This window comes from Niallia laureatilytica (assembly GCF_046613985.1).
GTDB lineage: Bacteria > Bacillota > Bacilli > Bacillales > Cytobacillaceae > Niallia.
Map to the genome: position 1 here is coordinate 17,372 of NZ_JBKKHP010000008.1, position 15,084 is coordinate 32,455.

Below are 15,084 nucleotides of genomic sequence, written 5' to 3' on the forward strand. Positions count from 1 at the left end.
TTTTTTTGTTAGGCTAGTTCAATACCTCCTGTAATTCCATATACTTGTGCTGTTACGTAGCTTGATTCCTCAGATGCAAGGAACACATATACGGAAGACAATTCAACAGGCTGTCCGCTTCGCTGCAACGGTGTATTTTGACCAAATTGTGGAATTTTGTCACTAGGCTGTCCTCCAGTAACCTGCAATGCTGTCCAAATTGGACCTGGTGCCACCGTATTTACACGAATGCCTTTTGAGGCAACTTGTTTAGCCAACCCGCGTGTAAATCCGGTAATCGCAAATTTAGTAGAAGCGTAATCAAGCAGGTTCGGGCTTGGATTATAGCCTTGAACAGAAGTAGTCGTAATAATGGAAGCCCCTTTTGGCAGAAGTGGCAACGCTGCTTTTACAACCCAGAACAATGAAAATACATTAATTTCAAATGTGCTTCGAAGCTGTTCTGTCGTCAAATCAGCAATATCTTCAACTGCTTGCTGCTTGCCTGCTACTAACGCCAGCACATCAAGACCGCCGAGCTCATCATATGCTTTTTTAACTAATTCACCACAAAAAGCCTCATCGCTTAAATCACCAGGGATAAGAACAGCTTTTCGTCCTTCCGCTTCAATCAGTTCCTTTACTTCTTCTGCATCGGGCTGTTCTTCTGGCAGATAATTGATTGCGACATCTGCGCCTTCTCGAGCATAAGCAATAGCAGCTGCACGGCCGATACCAGAATCTCCTCCGGTTACAAGAGCTTTGCGGTTTGTCAATCTGCCATTTCCTTTGTAGCTTTTTTCTCCGCAGTCAGGCACTGGCTCCATTTTTTGCTGCAGTCCTGGCGGGTCCTGATATTGCTTAGGGAAGTCTCCTGTAAAGTATTGTTCTAATGGATTGTTTAGATTAGACAATGCAATCTCTCCTTTTTGTTTTATTTCCGTTTACTCTTTTTTCATGCTTCTCTATTTGGATTCCCAATCATACACAACAATAAACAATACTTTGGTGAAAAATTACAAAGAGAAATAAAAGTAAGAGGTATGGATAATGAGTCTTTTGCATATTATTTACGAATACAATAAGAAGCCTGCAGGCTAGCAAGGCTGCAGGCATTAGTGGTTTATTTTTTCATATCCTCAGGTGAAAAGATGGTTGCAGGATTAAATTCGCTCATGATGTTTTGAATGTCCGCAGGAGAAGCTTTTTCACTATCCTTAGGTTTTTCCTTATTTTCCTTGTGGGCAGTGTGCTCATTGTCTTTTTTAGGTGTATGTCCCTTACTGTTGTCAAATAGAGCAACAATCGGACAATAACGCACAATTCCTTCTGCGATTTTCATTCCAGCAAGCATAGCTATCCATAAATAGGATTGCTGATTAGGTCTTTTTGCGAGCTTAGCTGTGCTCCAGGCTAAAAAGGTAAAGCCAAGTGTGATGCGAATCATTGCATTTATCAAGCTGATATTTTGCTTAGGGTTCATAATAAAAACAGCCTCCTTAGAAAATTTAACGTAATAGTAATATTAGAAAAATCTTTCTGTGATAAAATGATTTTAATGATAAACATTTCCATTTTTTTAAAATAAAAACAAAAGCTGCAAATACAAAGGGGAGAAAACAATGTTAGAGCAACGTTACCGTTGGAAGAACAAATTGTTAAGAAAACATGTTTCCGTCCTAAATGGCGAAATTGCGCCATCCATCATATTGCAAAACGCAAAATATCTTAATCAGATTTTGCGAAAATGGATTTGTGCAAACATTTGGATATACCAAGATAGAATCATTTATGTCGGGCAAGAGATGCCTGGAAATGTCCGCGGCAGTGAAATTATTGATTGTGATGGTCAATATTTAGTGCCGGGCTATATAGAACCGCATTCCCATCCTTTTCAAATATATAATCCCCTTACACTTGCTCAATATACATCTCAATTTGGAACAACAACGCTCATAAATGATAACCTTCTATTGGCTTTGCAGTTAGAAAAAAAGAAAGCGTTTTCTTTTATGAGTCAGATGCGGAACCTTCCAACGTCAATGTTTTGGTGGTGCCGGTATGATTCTCAGACAGAGCTTGCAGAAGAGGAAAAAGTATTCTCCCACAGCAATGTTAAAAGCTGGCTTGAGCATGATGCTGTCATTCAAGGTGGGGAGCTTAGCGGTTGGCCGCAACTGTTGGATGGTGATGATATGATGCTCCATTGGATTCAAGAGACGAAACGGATGCGAAAGCAAGTAGAGGGACATTTTCCCGGAGCATCGGAAAAAACATTAGCAAAGCTGATGCTGCTTGGAGTTGACAGTGATCATGAGGCAATGACAGGCAAGGAAGTGCTTGACCGGCTGATGCAAGGTTATATGGTCAGTCTCAGATACTCATCTATACGCCCTGATTTGCCAAAGCTTGTCAAAGAAATGAAGGAGCTTGGAATCAGCCAGTTTGATAAATGCATGCTGACAACAGATGGGTCTCCGTCCTATTTTTATGAAAGCGGGCATATTGACCAGCTTATCCGCATAGCAATGGAACAAGGAATTCCTTCTGTGGATGCCTATAATATGGCAACCATAAATATTGCAAGATACTACAATATTGAGCACCTGCACGGAAATATTGCGACTGGCAGAGTCGCTAATATTAATTTCCTAAAAGACATCGCTGATCCAACACCTCACTCCGTTTTGGCAAAAGGAGTCTGGGTAAAGCGGGCAGGTGAGATAGTGACAGAAGCGTACCCTTCCATTGATTGGGTGGAATTTGGTTTTGAGCCATTAAAGCTGGACTGGGAATTGACTTATGACGATATGCAATTCTCCATGCCATTCGGAATAAAGCTTGAAAACTCTGTTATCACAAAACCATACTCCATTTCCATTGATGTATCTGGTGAGGCGCTTTCCCAAAATCATGATGAGTGTTTCTTTATGCTGTTAGGAAGAAACGGAAATTGGAGAATAAACACACTTCTTAAAGGATTCTCGAAGGAAATAGGCGGTTTGGCAAGCTCTTATACAGGCGATGGAGATATTATCCTCTTAGGAAAAAATCAGAAAGACATGATAAAGGCTTTCAATAGGATGAAAGAGATAGGCGGAGGAATTGTCATATACAAGGACGGCCAATTGGCTTTAGAGCTGCCGCTGCCTTTAAAAGGTGTAATGGCTGATATGTCTGTTAATGAATTGATTAAGACAGAAAAAAAGTTATTACAATATATTAAGGATGCTGGCTTTCCTTTTGACGATCCAATATATACGCTTGTTTTCTTTTCCGCTACCCATCTACCGTATATAAGAATTACCCAGAGAGGTTTATATGATGTCATGAATAAAAATGTACTCTTTCCGTCAATAATGCGTTAAAATATAAAAGAGATCCTTTTATAAATGAGAATATTCTGATATATGTATAAAAAGGCAACAATATAGCAATAAAATATTGATTGTAGCCCGTGTAACAGCAAATCAATCTGGTACGTATTCTTAGTAAGTGCAGCCTTTTTAGCCTATTTTTACAGAGAACCACTGTTTGCCTTCAGCGTTTTTCCGCCCATTCTTCCTAGCAGGTTTAAAAAAAACGCGCTATTAGGAGGATTTATGAAAAAGAGCATAGTATTGTTTTTGGCGGCAGTTTTTCTTTTATTGACAGCATGCAGCAAAGAACCGGAAAGTGTAGGCACACATGATGAAAATCATCAGGGCGGTGATGCTGGCAAGGACGAAGGCAGTGTGGAGGATTTAGGGTATACATTTCCTCTGACAGGCCTGTCTGCAGATGTGAAAAGCAGTGAGCGAGCAGTCAGCGTTATGGTGAATAATCATCCGAAAGCAAGGCCGCAGACTGGTTTAACTGATGCTGATATTGTATATGAGGTTCTGGCTGAAGGAGAGATAACAAGGTTTCTTGCCATCTATCAGAGCAAGGCTCCAAAGCTGATTGGGCCTGTCAGAAGCGCAAGAGACTACTATATTGAACTTGCTAAAGGTTATGATGGCCTTTATATTGCGCATGGTTATAGTCCGGAAGCAAAGAGGCTGTTGACAGAGGGCTTTATTGATAATCTTAACGGTATGCAGTATGACGGAACATTGTTTCAGCGTTCCGCTCAAAGGCAAGCGCCTCATAATTCGTATATCAGCTATAGCAATATATTAAAAGGGGCGCAACAAAATAATTATGATATGGATGTATCACCTAGACCGCTCACTTTTTTAAATGAACAAGAGGTAAACCAAATACAAGGGGAAGCAGCGAATAAAATATCCATATATTATGGTTCGAACCCACAGTACAATTCTTTATTCTATTATGATAAAGACACTGAAAAGTATATCAGGTATTCAAACGGCGAAAAAACCGTGGATTACGAATCCGGCATGCCTGTTGCCGTAAGCAATGTGTTCATTTTGGAAGCAGAACATCACACAGCCGACAGCAAAGGCAGACGAGATATAGATTTGCAATCTGGTGGAGATGGCTACTTGCTTCAAAAAGGCAAGTGGAATAAGGTTGAATGGAAAAACATAGATGGCCGGCTTCTTCCGTTTGACGGTGACCGGCAAATAGGACTTGTTCCCGGAAAGACATGGATAAATATCATACCTTCTGATCCTGGATTAGACGCAGCCGTTTCATTAGAGACACAATAAACTAATATATGTAACCGATGGAGGTCATGAAATGCAAATTGATAAACTAAGAGGGAAAGAGCTGGATCAGCTATTTAAATCCATCCTTTCATTAGAGAATTTAGAAGAATGCTATCAATTTTTCGATGATTTATGCACAGTTAATGAAATTCAATCACTTTCACAGCGTCTTGAGGTTGCAAGAATGTTGCGAGAAGGAAATACCTATCATAGCATTGAAAAAGAAACTGGTGCTAGCACAGCTACAATCTCCCGTGTGAAAAGATGCTTGAACTACGGCAATGACGCCTATGTTATGGCATTGGACAGAATTCAAGAAGACAAGACTTCGGAAGAAGAAAGTGAATAAGATATTTTCCTGAGCAGGCAATGATTGCCTGCTTTTTTGTTTAGTTAAAAAAGCTGAGCTTGCTGAAACATTGTCTCTTACAAAATCGTCCTATTATAAAGCAGAACTACGTGAAACTTATTGTTATTCATAACGAAATATCCTGCAAATATTTACATGCATAATTCCCGCCTTTCATTTCTTTTTTGTAACATACACAAATGCTATAATGATGTAATGGAAGTTAGAATGGAGGATTTTTGCATGTACAATGTCCGTGAGTGGCGTCACGTTTTTAAATTAGATCCGAATAAAGAAATTTCAGATGAACATTTAGAGAAAATAGCTGAATCAGGAACAGATGCGATTATCATTGGCGGGACAGATGGGGTTACGCTTGAAAATGTGCTGAGCATCATGTCCCGAGTAAGAAGATATACAGTTCCTTGCATACTAGAAATATCAACAATCGATGCTATTACTCCCGGTTTTGATCTTTACTTCATACCAACTGTCTTAAACAGCAAGGATACAAAATGGGTGACAGGTCTTCATCATGAAGCAGTAAAGGAATATGGTGAGATTATGAATTGGGAAGAGATACTTGTCCAAGGCTATTGCATCTTAAACAGTGATTGCAAAGCAGCTAAAGCAACAGATGCGAATACCGACCTCGATGCCCTTGATGTTGCTGCATATGCAATGATGGCAGAGAAAATGTTGCACCTGCCTATTTTTTATCTTGAGTACAGCGGTTCTTACGGAGACGTGGAGGTTGTCAAGGCAGCGAAAAGAAATCTGACCGATACTGTCCTTTTTTACGGCGGAGGAATAAGATCACTGGATGACGCGCAGAAAATGGCGCTCGAGGCAGATGTAGTGGTTGTTGGAAATATTATTTATGATGATATAGCGGCTGCTTTAAGCACCGTGAAAATAAAGAATCTGCATTGATTACAAAAACGGAAAAAGGTATTATAGAATATATGTTCTTATGGCGGTGAGATAATGCAATTTTTAACAGATAAAATATTAAATGGTTTAAATCCTGAACAGCAAAAGGCTGTTAAGGCAACAGAAGGCCCGCTTCTTATAATGGCAGGAGCAGGAAGTGGAAAGACAAGAGTGCTTACACAAAGAATCGCTTATTTGATGGTTGAAAAAGGGGTTAATCCATACAACATCTTAGCGATAACATTTACGAATAAAGCAGCAAAGGAAATGAGACATAGGATTGCAGGAGTGCTTGGCGGCGCGAGCGAGGATATCTGGATTTCCACATTCCACTCCATGTGTGTCCGCATCCTGAGGAAGGATATAGACAGAATCGGCTATAACAGAAACTTTACGATTTTGGATACGACAGACCAACAGTCTGTAGTAAAGCAAATTTTAAAGGAAAGAAACATCGATCCGAAGAAACATGATCCTCGGGCGATATTGGCAAGCATCAGCTCTGCTAAAAACGAACTGATTACACCAGAGGAATATGCAAAAACAGCAGGGGATTATTTCGCTCAGATTGCCAGTGATGTATATACCGAATACCAAAGACGTTTAAGAAAGAACCACGCTTTGGATTTCGATGACTTGATTATGCAGACAATCCACTTGTTCCAGCGTGTACCGGAAGTTCTTGAATTTTATCAACGCAAGTTCCAGTATATTCATGTAGACGAGTATCAAGATACGAATAGATCTCAGTATATGCTTGTAAAACTGCTTGCAAGCAGATTCCGCAATCTTTGTGTTGTAGGTGATTCTGACCAGTCTATTTATCGTTGGCGCGGGGCGGATATTGCCAACATCCTTTCATTCGAGAAGGATTACCCGAACGCAACGGTGGTCATGCTTGAGCAAAACTACCGTTCTACGAAGAAGATTCTTCAAGCTGCCAACAAAGTTATTGAAAACAACACAGGCAGAAAAGATAAAAATCTGTGGACGGAAAATGAAGATGGAAATAAAATTCATTACTATCGTGCAGACAGTGAGCAAGGGGAAGCACAATTTGTAATTGGGAAGATCCAAGAAATCAGAAGAGAAACCTCAAAAAAACTGGCTGATATTGCGATTCTTTACCGTACAAATGCTCAATCTCGTGTAATGGAAGAAATGCTTCTAAAATCAAATATTGAATATTCCATTGTCGGGGGAATAAAGTTCTACGATAGAAAAGAAATTAAAGATACACTTGCTTATTTAAGACTGATTGCAAATCCCGATGATGATATTAGCTTGCAAAGGGTCATAAATGTGCCGAAACGAGGGATTGGTTCAAGCTCTATCGATAAAATCGCTAATTTTGCAGCAATGCATGATATGTCTATGTATGATGCGATTGAATCAGTTGAGCTAATTGGATTAAGCCCAAAAATCACAAAATCAGTAGCAGAATTCCACAACTTCATCCGTAAGTACAGTGAAATGCAGGAGTACTTGTCTGTAACGGAGCTGGTGGAGGAAGTGATTGAAAAGTCTGGTTATCTAGAGGCGCTGAAAGCAGAGAAATCGATTGAATCCCAAAGCAGAATTGAGAATATCGAGGAGTTCATGTCTGTTACGAAAAACTTTGAGGACACGAATGAAGACAAGTCTTTAATTGCCTTCCTGACAGATTTAGCTCTTGTTGCAGACATCGATAAGCTTGATGATGACGGCAATCAGGCAGATGCTGTTGTACTAATGACGCTCCACTCGGCAAAAGGACTGGAGTTTCCAGTAGTATTCTTGATTGGTCTGGAAGAAGGGGTTTTCCCGCATTCCCGTTCCCTTATGGAGGAAGTGGAAATGGAGGAGGAAAGAAGACTTGCCTATGTTGGGATTACAAGGGCAGAACAGCAGCTGTTCATAACAAACGCTCAAATGAGAACATTGTTTGGTCGTACGAATATGAATCCTCCTTCCCGTTTCATTAAGGAAATACCAGAAGATTTATTAGAAGGAGTTCCAGAAAGAAAGAGCGAATCGAGATTCAGTGCCAGACCGGCAGCACCTGCAGCAAGAAAAGCAGTTATACGCCCTGCGGCAAGGACAACAGGTGGAGAGGATATTGGCTGGAATGTCGGAGATAAGGCGGTTCACGGTAAATGGGGAACCGGTACGGTAGTAAGCGTTAAGGGAGACGGAGACTCCAAGGAGCTTGATATTGCATTCCCAAGTCCGGTAGGCATAAAGAGACTATTGGCGAAATTTGCGCCGATCCAAAAAGGCTGATGAACGAGAAAGGAATGGAAGTATGGATCTACAAGCAGCAGAAAAAAGGGTAAAGGAATTGCATAACCTTTTAAATAAATATAACTATGAATATCATGTACTTGATAATCCCTCTGTTCCCGATGCAGAATATGATGCTCTTTTAAAAGAGCTTGTTGATTTGGAACAAACATTTCCTGAATTAAAGACAAGCGACTCTCCTTCCCAAAGGGTTGGAGGGGAAATTTTGGATATGTTCTCAAAGGTCCAGCATGAGACACCGATGCTTAGTCTTGGGAATGCCTTTAATGAAGCTGATTTACGTGATTTTGACAGAAAGATGCGCCAAGCAATTGGAGACAACTTTTCTTATGTTTGTGAGCTGAAGATAGATGGACTGGCTGTGTCGCTTCGCTATGTAGATGGATTGTTTGAACTGGGAGCGACACGCGGTGATGGCACTACTGGGGAGGATATTACAGCGAATTTAAAGACAATTCGCTCCATCCCTCTTCGGTTAAATCAGCCTGTAAGCATTGAAGTGCGAGGCGAAGCCTTCATGCCGAAGAAATCCTTTGAGGCACTGAATAAAGCAAAAGATGAGAACGGAGAAGAGCCGTTTGCCAACCCAAGGAATGCGGCAGCTGGCTCTCTCAGACAGCTTGATCCGAGGATTGCGGCTTCCCGAAATCTTGACATCTTCCTTTATGCGATTGGAGATCCTGGAGAAACAGGTGTGCGATCTCACAGCCAAGGACTTGATTTGTTAGATGAGCTAGGCTTTAAAACGAATAAAGAAAGACAGCGTTGTGCAACAATTGAGGATGTACTTCAGTATGTGGAAGGCTGGCAGGATAAGCGCCCTCATCTTCCATATGAAATCGATGGAATTGTTATTAAGGTTGACAGCTTGGAGCAGCAAGACGAGTTAGGCACTACTGCGAAAAGTCCAAGGTGGGCAATCGCCTATAAGTTCCCTGCTGAAGAGGTTGTCACAAAGCTCCTTGATATCGAGCTAAGCATCGGACGAACAGGTGTGTTGACGCCGACAGCGTTGCTTGCCCCTGTTAAGGTGGCAGGGACTACTGTCAAACGGGCATCTTTGCATAATGAAGATTTAATTCGCGAAAAAGATATTAAAATCGGCGACAGTGTTGTTGTAAAAAAAGCGGGCGACATTATTCCTGAGGTCGTGAATGTGCTTGTGGAAAGACGAACAGGCGAAGAGCAGGACTTTATCATGCCGACTGAATGTCCTGAATGCGGCAGTGAACTGGTAAGAATTGAAGGAGAAGTGGCTCTGCGCTGCATTAATCCTAAATGTCCTGCCCAAATAAGAGAAGGACTGATCCACTTTGTGTCCCGCAATGCCATGAATATTGACGGACTTGGCGAAAGGGTTGTTAGTCAGCTGTTTTCTGAAAAGCTGATTGAAGATGTTGCTGACCTCTATAAGCTTACATATGAGCAGCTTATTAATCTGGAAAGAATGGGCGAAAAGTCTGTGACGAACTTGTTGAATGCTATTGCTTCATCTAAAAGTAATTCCTTAGAGAGGCTGTTGTTTGGGTTAGGAATTCGTCATGTTGGAGCGAAGGCTGCTAAGACGATTGCGATGGAATTCAGCAATATGGACGCATTGGCTAATGCGAGTGTTGAAGACTTAAAAGCAATTAATGAGATAGGCGATAAAATGGCTGATTCAATTGTTGCATTCTTCGAGCAGGAAGAGGCTGCAGAGCTGATTGAGGAGCTTAAAGCTTCTGGAGTAAACATGGAATATACAGGTGCAAGACCTGTTGCACTTGAGGATTCAGACAGCGTGTTTGCCGGAAAAACAATTGTTTTAACTGGTAAACTAGAGCAGCTTTCCCGTAATGAAGCGAAAGAAAAAATCGAGCTTTTAGGCGGGAAGATTACGGGAAGTGTCAGCAAAAAAACAGATCTCGTAATCGCCGGTGAGGATGCAGGCAGCAAATTGACGAAAGCAGAACAGCTGGGAATTGAAGTTTGGGATGAGGATAAGCTGTTGGAAGAACTAAAGGTTAAAGGTGTGTAATGTTGATGAAAAGAAGCTTTTTATTTATAGCCAGTCTCGTTTTTCTACTTACTGCCTGTGCCCCCAACTTCCAGAAAGAAGAGGAAGTAAAGAGTGAAACAGGCGATAATGAAACGGAGACAGCCATCCTGCCGAAATTCAAAATATCGGATGAGTATTACAGCATGAGTCTTCCTTTCAAAACATCGGAGGCGAGAGGGCTTGTCGTCAATAATTTGAATTCAAGGTACGACATCAGTGAGTTTGAGAGCGGTTTGATGCGAGTTGCCCAAAACACATTCAGTACAGAAAACTATTATTTTCAAGAGGGGCAGTATTTGAATAGTTCAACAGTTGCTTCATGGCTGAACAGAAAGTACACAGCGAAGGAACTGAAAGATAAGAAAATGTCTGAAAGTGACAATGTCGGGTTGAATCCTTCTGATGAAGATAAGAGCCAAGCAGAAAGTGGAGAGATGGATCCGATATATCTTGCACATATTCTCGAGCATGATTATTTAGTGAAAAATGAAGAAACAAATAAATTGGAGCTGGGCGGTGTGACAATCGGTCTTGCACTAAATTCGGTTTATTATTATCAGGAAAAAAATAACGGATCTACAAAAAAGAAAGATATTAGTCAGCAAACACTTCAAAGAGAAGGGAAGAAAATTGCTGCAGAGGTTATCAAAAGGCTCAGAAAAATCGAAGGCTTAGAAAATGTACCAATCAACATCGCCTTGTTTGAACAAAAAGAGACGTCCTCTGTTGTACCAGGCAATTTTATTGCTTATGCGAATGCAGGAAGTGGAGAATCTTCTTTAGGTGAGTGGAAAAGTATAAATGAGAAGTATGTGATTTATCCGAATAATGATAGCCAGTATAAAACAGAAAATGCTGCCTTCTCAAAATTTCAAAATGATATTGAAGAATATTTCCCGAATTTCAATGGTGTAATCGGCAAAGGATTTTATATAAACAATAAGCTGCGGAGCCTCAGCATTGAGATGAAGATACAATTTTATGGAGCGACAGAAGTCATCGGTTTCTCCCAATATGTAGCTGGGAAAGTGATGGATCGTTTCAAAGACACAAACCAGGCAGTACAGGTTAGCATAACTTCTGCAAATGGAGAAGAAGCACTGATAGTCAGAGATGCAGGTCAGGATGAACCGTTCGTTCATATTTATCAGTAAGGTATAAAGATTATCCCAATACGGGGTAGTCTTTTTTATTTTCCTTTTTTTGCAACAATTTCAATGACTGTAGGTGGAATTTTTTTAGTATAGTGGTAAAGAGTATCTATATAAGGAGTTGGAAAGAATGACAAATCCAAATTTAGATGATTACCTGCAGCAAGGTATGTACGGCACTAAAGAAACAAAGCCTGAAGAAAGAAGGCAGTTTCTCGGAACAATCAGGGAAAGGATTGTTCTTGCTTTGAGGCAGAGCCAAGTAAGAGAACCAGATGTCTATAAAGAGGCAGAGGAAGCTATTAAAGGCAATAAGGGGGCAAAACTTTATTTAAACGGCCACTTGGATTATTCCTATTTGTCTAAGTACTTAAAAATCGCCAATCAGCAAAACATGGAATATACAATTGTAACAAATAACGATTATAACAGTGATATCGGTTTGCTGATAGCATATGACCATGCAGTAGACAAAGAAGATATTTATGTAACAGAAAATTCAGCAGAAAAGAAGGCAGACGAACCGAAAGAGAAAAAAGGATTTTTTGCTAAGCTCTTCAAAAGATAATAAGGTTTATGGCGAGAGGGAAAAGAATGCTGATTCTTTTCCCTTGTTTCTTTAGATGAGGTTTAAAAGGGACAGGCACGTGATATACAAAAAACAACAGGATATTTCGTTTATTTATGGGAAATGTAAAAAAGTAAGTTGTATAACTTGTAATGTAAAATTAAATTGTGTACAATATAATTGTGTAAAACATTATTTAATTGGAGGGTTTAACTATGTCAGAAACATTGTTTACTACATCTGTAAAAGCGGTTGGCGGAAGAGAAGGAAGAGTAGAATCAGAGGATTATGTCATTCAATTAGAAACAGCAATGCCTGGAACACCAAGAGCAAAACAGCTTGAGGATGCAACTAACCCAGAGCAGCTGTTTGCAGCAGGCTATGCAGCTTGTTTCGATGGAGCTCTTCAGATGATCGCAGGAAAAGAACGTGTGAAGTTTGAATCAGAAGTGACAGCAAGTGTCAGCCTGATAAAAGATCCAACAGATCAAGGTTTTAAACTTGGTGTTAAATTGTCTGTCAAAGGTACTGGCGTAGATAAAGCTACTTTAGAAGATCTTGTTCATAAAGCACATAATTTCTGCCCATACTCTAAAGCAACTAGAGGCAATATTGACGTTACACTTGAAGTTATTGCTGCATAATAAATCAAAAAACCATCGCCTACATGTGATGGTTTTTTTATACCTAAAAAGAAGCGCCTTTTTAAAGACGCTTCTTTTTTATTTGGCAAGCTGCTGTAAAAGATGAGCCAGGGAATTTTTTAACTGACTAAATTCCTGTGGTTCTTTATTAGAAAGCTTGAATATTTCTGCTGGAATGCAGGCTGCTTTTTCTTTAAGGCTTTTGCCTTGTTCTGTTAACGATACCATAACAGAGCGCTCGTCTTCTTGGGAACGTTCCCTCTTGATAAGACCGTTCTGTTCCATCCGTTTTAACATTGGAGTTAATGTGCCTGAATCAAGGTACAGCTCTTCTCCCATGCTTTTCACACTTAGCACCTCATGCTCCCATAATAACAGTAGAACTAAATATTGAGGATAAGTCACATCAAGATCCTCAAGCAAAGTTTTGTATTTTTTAGTCATTTCTCTTGAACTGGCGTAAAGCAAAAAACAGAGCTGATTTTCCAGTTTAAGCATATCTATTTCATTTGCCATTGTAGTTCACCAACTTTAAAGTATCTTAATAATATTACTATTGTAATCCAATTATAGCTTTTTTCCTAATGAAGTAAATTGGGGCAGCATTATAAAGGCAAGATTTTTGGAAGGATAACAAATACTTCATTGTTCTTGTTGCCTTAATAGAGGCTTGTTTGATATCATCAGATTATTGCATGGAACGTACTTGGAGGTGACAATTATGTCAAGGATTACAAAAGAAGAAGTAAAGCATGTTGCAAACCTTGCGAGGCTTGCGATTACAGAAGATGAAGCTGAAAAATTTCAGAAACAGCTTGATGCAATCATTTCATTTGCTGAGCAGTTGAATGAGCTGGATACAGAAGGTGTTGTACCAACATCCCATGTGCTCGATACGAAAAACGTATTGCGTGAAGATGTTGCAGGAAAAGGCCTGCCAATCGAGGATGTCCTGCGAAATGCTCCAGAGCATCAGGACGGCCAGATCAAGGTGCCATCAATTATTGAGTAAGGAGGGAAGAGGATGAGCTTATTTGATCAAAAAGCGGCAGATTTACAAGAAATGCTGCTTAAAAAAGAACTTTCTGTTACAGATTTGGTGCAGGAAGCATACACGAGAATTAAGGACGTAGATGAAAAAGTACAAGCCTTTATGACATTAGATGAGGAAAATGCCTTTAATCAGGCGAAGCAGCTTGATGCAAGATTGGCTACAGGTGAAACGACAGGTCCACTGTTCGGTTTGCCAATCGGGATAAAGGATAATATTGTCACTAAGGATTTAAGAACAACATGTTCTAGCCGCATATTGGAGAACTTCCAGCCAATCTACAATGCGACAGTTATGGAGAAATTACATAATGCAGGCACGATTACAATCGGGAAGCTGAATATGGATGAGTTCGCGATGGGGTCATCAACAGAAAACTCCTATTATATGAACACAAAGAACCCTTGGAGTTTAGATAGAGTGCCAGGTGGTTCATCAGGCGGATCAGCAGCTGCAGTTGCTGCAGGAGAAGTTCTGTTTTCACTTGGATCTGACACAGGCGGCTCTATCAGACAGCCGGCTGCCTATTGCGGAGTTGTCGGCTTAAAGCCTACATATGGACGTATTTCACGTTTTGGTCTTGTGGCATTTGCGTCTTCTTTAGACCAAATCGGACCGATTACAAGAACAGTTGAAGACAATGCCTTCTTGCTGAAAGCTATTTCAGGAGTAGATCCGATGGACAGCACATCAGCAAATGTGGCAGTTCCGGACTTTACGAAGAGCTTAACAGGTGATATTAAGAACTTGAAAATCGCAGTGCCAAAAGAATACTTAGGCGAAGGTGTAAGCGAGGAAGTGCGTCAATCTGTGCTTGATGCTCTTAAGGTGTTAGAAAAGCTTGGAGCAACATGGGAAGAAGTATCATTGCCACACAGCAAATATGCGTTGGCAACTTATTATCTGCTGTCTTCTTCAGAGGCTTCTGCTAACTTGTCCCGCTTTGACGGAATCCGCTACGGCTACCGTGCAGAAGATGCAGGAAGCTTAATTGAACTCTATAAAAAGACTAGGGCAGAAGGCTTCGGAGATGAAGTGAAACGCAGAATCATGCTTGGAACTTTTGCATTGAGCTCTGGTTATTATGATGCTTACTATAAAAAAGCACAAAAAGTCCGCACACTTATTAAGAAGGACTTTGAGGATGTATTTGAGAAATACGATGTAATCGTAGGACCTACAACCCCAACACCAGCATTCAAAATCGGTGAAAATGTGAATGATCCATTGACGATGTATGCAAATGACATTCTGACAATTCCAGTAAACCTTGCTGGAGTGCCTGGAATCTCTGTTCCTTGCGGATTCACAAACGGATTGCCGCTTGGCTTGCAAATTATCGGTAAGCACTTTGATGAAGAAACTGTTTATAAAGTGGCATATGCATTTGAACAAGCAACGGACTATCATAAGCAAAAACCAACGCTGTAAGG

Annotated in this window: 14 protein-coding genes; 11 read left to right on the forward strand and 3 right to left on the reverse strand. The window is 40.4% G+C overall.

Annotated elements, in window-relative coordinates; translation table 11 throughout:
- Window positions 1–8 precede the first annotated feature (8 nt).
- Both ACLIJJ_RS18095 and ACLIJJ_RS18100 read right to left on the reverse strand, forming a co-directional pair.
- On the reverse strand, window positions 9–899 hold the full coding sequence (locus ACLIJJ_RS18095) for an SDR family oxidoreductase (protein WP_233316401.1): 891 nt from the start codon (window positions 897–899) through the stop codon (window positions 9–11).
- Window positions 900–1,102: 203 nt separating this feature from the next.
- On the reverse strand, window positions 1,103–1,462 hold the full coding sequence (locus ACLIJJ_RS18100; RefSeq protein WP_233316192.1) for a YgaP-like transmembrane domain: 360 nt from the start codon (window positions 1,460–1,462) through the stop codon (window positions 1,103–1,105).
- Window positions 1,463–1,601: 139 nt separating this feature from the next.
- Here ACLIJJ_RS18100 and ACLIJJ_RS18105 point away from each other — a divergent pair, with 139 nt between their 5' ends.
- The 9 genes from ACLIJJ_RS18105 (at window position 1,602) to ACLIJJ_RS18145 (ending at window position 12,600) form a co-directional block, all read left to right on the forward strand.
- Window positions 1,602–3,347, forward strand: a complete 1,746-nt coding sequence (locus ACLIJJ_RS18105; RefSeq protein WP_233316194.1) for an adenine deaminase C-terminal domain-containing protein — start codon at window positions 1,602–1,604, stop codon at window positions 3,345–3,347.
- Window positions 3,348–3,581: 234 nt separating this feature from the next.
- Window positions 3,582–4,634, forward strand: a complete 1,053-nt coding sequence (locus ACLIJJ_RS18110; RefSeq protein WP_237940619.1) for a DUF3048 domain-containing protein — start codon at window positions 3,582–3,584, stop codon at window positions 4,632–4,634.
- A gap of 31 nt (window positions 4,635–4,665) precedes the next feature.
- Window positions 4,666–4,983, forward strand: coding sequence for a YerC/YecD family TrpR-related protein (locus tag ACLIJJ_RS18115; RefSeq protein ID WP_237940620.1), 318 nt, complete (start codon window positions 4,666–4,668; stop codon window positions 4,981–4,983).
- Between the two features lie 243 nt (window positions 4,984–5,226).
- A complete protein-coding gene (gene pcrB, locus ACLIJJ_RS18120; RefSeq protein WP_233316197.1) occupies window positions 5,227–5,916 on the forward strand; it encodes a heptaprenylglyceryl phosphate synthase in 690 nt (229 codons plus the stop codon).
- 54 nt (window positions 5,917–5,970) lie between these two features.
- Window positions 5,971–8,178, forward strand: coding sequence for a DNA helicase PcrA (gene pcrA / locus ACLIJJ_RS18125; RefSeq protein WP_233316198.1), 2,208 nt, complete (start codon window positions 5,971–5,973; stop codon window positions 8,176–8,178).
- A gap of 22 nt (window positions 8,179–8,200) precedes the next feature.
- A complete protein-coding gene (gene ligA, locus ACLIJJ_RS18130) occupies window positions 8,201–10,216 on the forward strand; it encodes an NAD-dependent DNA ligase LigA (RefSeq protein ID WP_411411441.1) in 2,016 nt (671 codons plus the stop codon).
- Between the two features lie 5 nt (window positions 10,217–10,221).
- The gene (locus ACLIJJ_RS18135) at window positions 10,222–11,391 is read left to right on the forward strand and encodes a CamS family sex pheromone protein (protein ID WP_237940621.1); all 1,170 of its coding nucleotides are present in this window, start codon (window positions 10,222–10,224) and stop codon (window positions 11,389–11,391) included.
- 127 nt (window positions 11,392–11,518) lie between these two features.
- Entirely contained in the window at window positions 11,519–11,956 is a 438-nt protein-coding gene (locus ACLIJJ_RS18140) for a YueI family protein (protein WP_233316204.1), read from the forward strand.
- Between the two features lie 215 nt (window positions 11,957–12,171).
- Window positions 12,172–12,600 (forward strand): organic hydroperoxide resistance protein, encoded by a 429-nt coding sequence (locus tag ACLIJJ_RS18145; protein WP_233316206.1) that lies wholly within the window; start codon window positions 12,172–12,174, stop codon window positions 12,598–12,600.
- A gap of 78 nt (window positions 12,601–12,678) precedes the next feature.
- Here ACLIJJ_RS18145 and ACLIJJ_RS18150 read toward each other — a convergent pair whose 3' ends face one another.
- Complete coding sequence (locus tag ACLIJJ_RS18150; RefSeq protein ID WP_233316208.1) at window positions 12,679–13,116, reverse strand: MarR family winged helix-turn-helix transcriptional regulator; 438 nt, start codon at window positions 13,114–13,116, stop codon at window positions 12,679–12,681.
- Between the two features lie 205 nt (window positions 13,117–13,321).
- Between ACLIJJ_RS18150 and gatC the strand changes: the two genes are divergently transcribed.
- Entirely contained in the window at window positions 13,322–13,612 is a 291-nt protein-coding gene (gene gatC, locus ACLIJJ_RS18155; RefSeq protein ID WP_233316210.1) for an Asp-tRNA(Asn)/Glu-tRNA(Gln) amidotransferase subunit GatC, read from the forward strand.
- Between the two features lie 12 nt (window positions 13,613–13,624).
- On the forward strand, window positions 13,625–15,082 hold the full coding sequence (gene gatA / locus ACLIJJ_RS18160) for an Asp-tRNA(Asn)/Glu-tRNA(Gln) amidotransferase subunit GatA (protein ID WP_237940622.1): 1,458 nt from the start codon (window positions 13,625–13,627) through the stop codon (window positions 15,080–15,082).
- Window positions 15,083–15,084 lie beyond the last annotated feature (2 nt).

Bases quoted from the DNA above. Each gene is read 5' to 3' on its own strand.
- ACLIJJ_RS18100 (WP_233316192.1), bottom strand. From the start codon at position 1,462: ATGAACCCTAAGCAAAATATCAGCTTGATAAATGCAATGATTCGCATC.
- ACLIJJ_RS18105 (WP_233316194.1), top strand. From the start codon at position 1,602: ATGTTAGAGCAACGTTACCGTTGGAAGAACAAATTGTTAAGAAAACAT.
- ACLIJJ_RS18110 (WP_237940619.1), top strand. From the start codon at position 3,582: ATGAAAAAGAGCATAGTATTGTTTTTGGCGGCAGTTTTTCTTTTATTG.
- ACLIJJ_RS18115 (WP_237940620.1), top strand. From the start codon at position 4,666: ATGCAAATTGATAAACTAAGAGGGAAAGAGCTGGATCAGCTATTTAAA.
- pcrB (WP_233316197.1), top strand. From the start codon at position 5,227: ATGTACAATGTCCGTGAGTGGCGTCACGTTTTTAAATTAGATCCGAAT.
- pcrA (WP_233316198.1), top strand. From the start codon at position 5,971: ATGCAATTTTTAACAGATAAAATATTAAATGGTTTAAATCCTGAACAG.
- ligA (WP_411411441.1), top strand. From the start codon at position 8,201: ATGGATCTACAAGCAGCAGAAAAAAGGGTAAAGGAATTGCATAACCTT.
- ACLIJJ_RS18135 (WP_237940621.1), top strand. From the start codon at position 10,222: ATGAAAAGAAGCTTTTTATTTATAGCCAGTCTCGTTTTTCTACTTACT.
- ACLIJJ_RS18140 (WP_233316204.1), top strand. From the start codon at position 11,519: ATGACAAATCCAAATTTAGATGATTACCTGCAGCAAGGTATGTACGGC.
- ACLIJJ_RS18145 (WP_233316206.1), top strand. From the start codon at position 12,172: ATGTCAGAAACATTGTTTACTACATCTGTAAAAGCGGTTGGCGGAAGA.
- ACLIJJ_RS18150 (WP_233316208.1), bottom strand. From the start codon at position 13,116: ATGGCAAATGAAATAGATATGCTTAAACTGGAAAATCAGCTCTGTTTT.
- gatC (WP_233316210.1), top strand. From the start codon at position 13,322: ATGTCAAGGATTACAAAAGAAGAAGTAAAGCATGTTGCAAACCTTGCG.
- gatA (WP_237940622.1), top strand. From the start codon at position 13,625: ATGAGCTTATTTGATCAAAAAGCGGCAGATTTACAAGAAATGCTGCTT.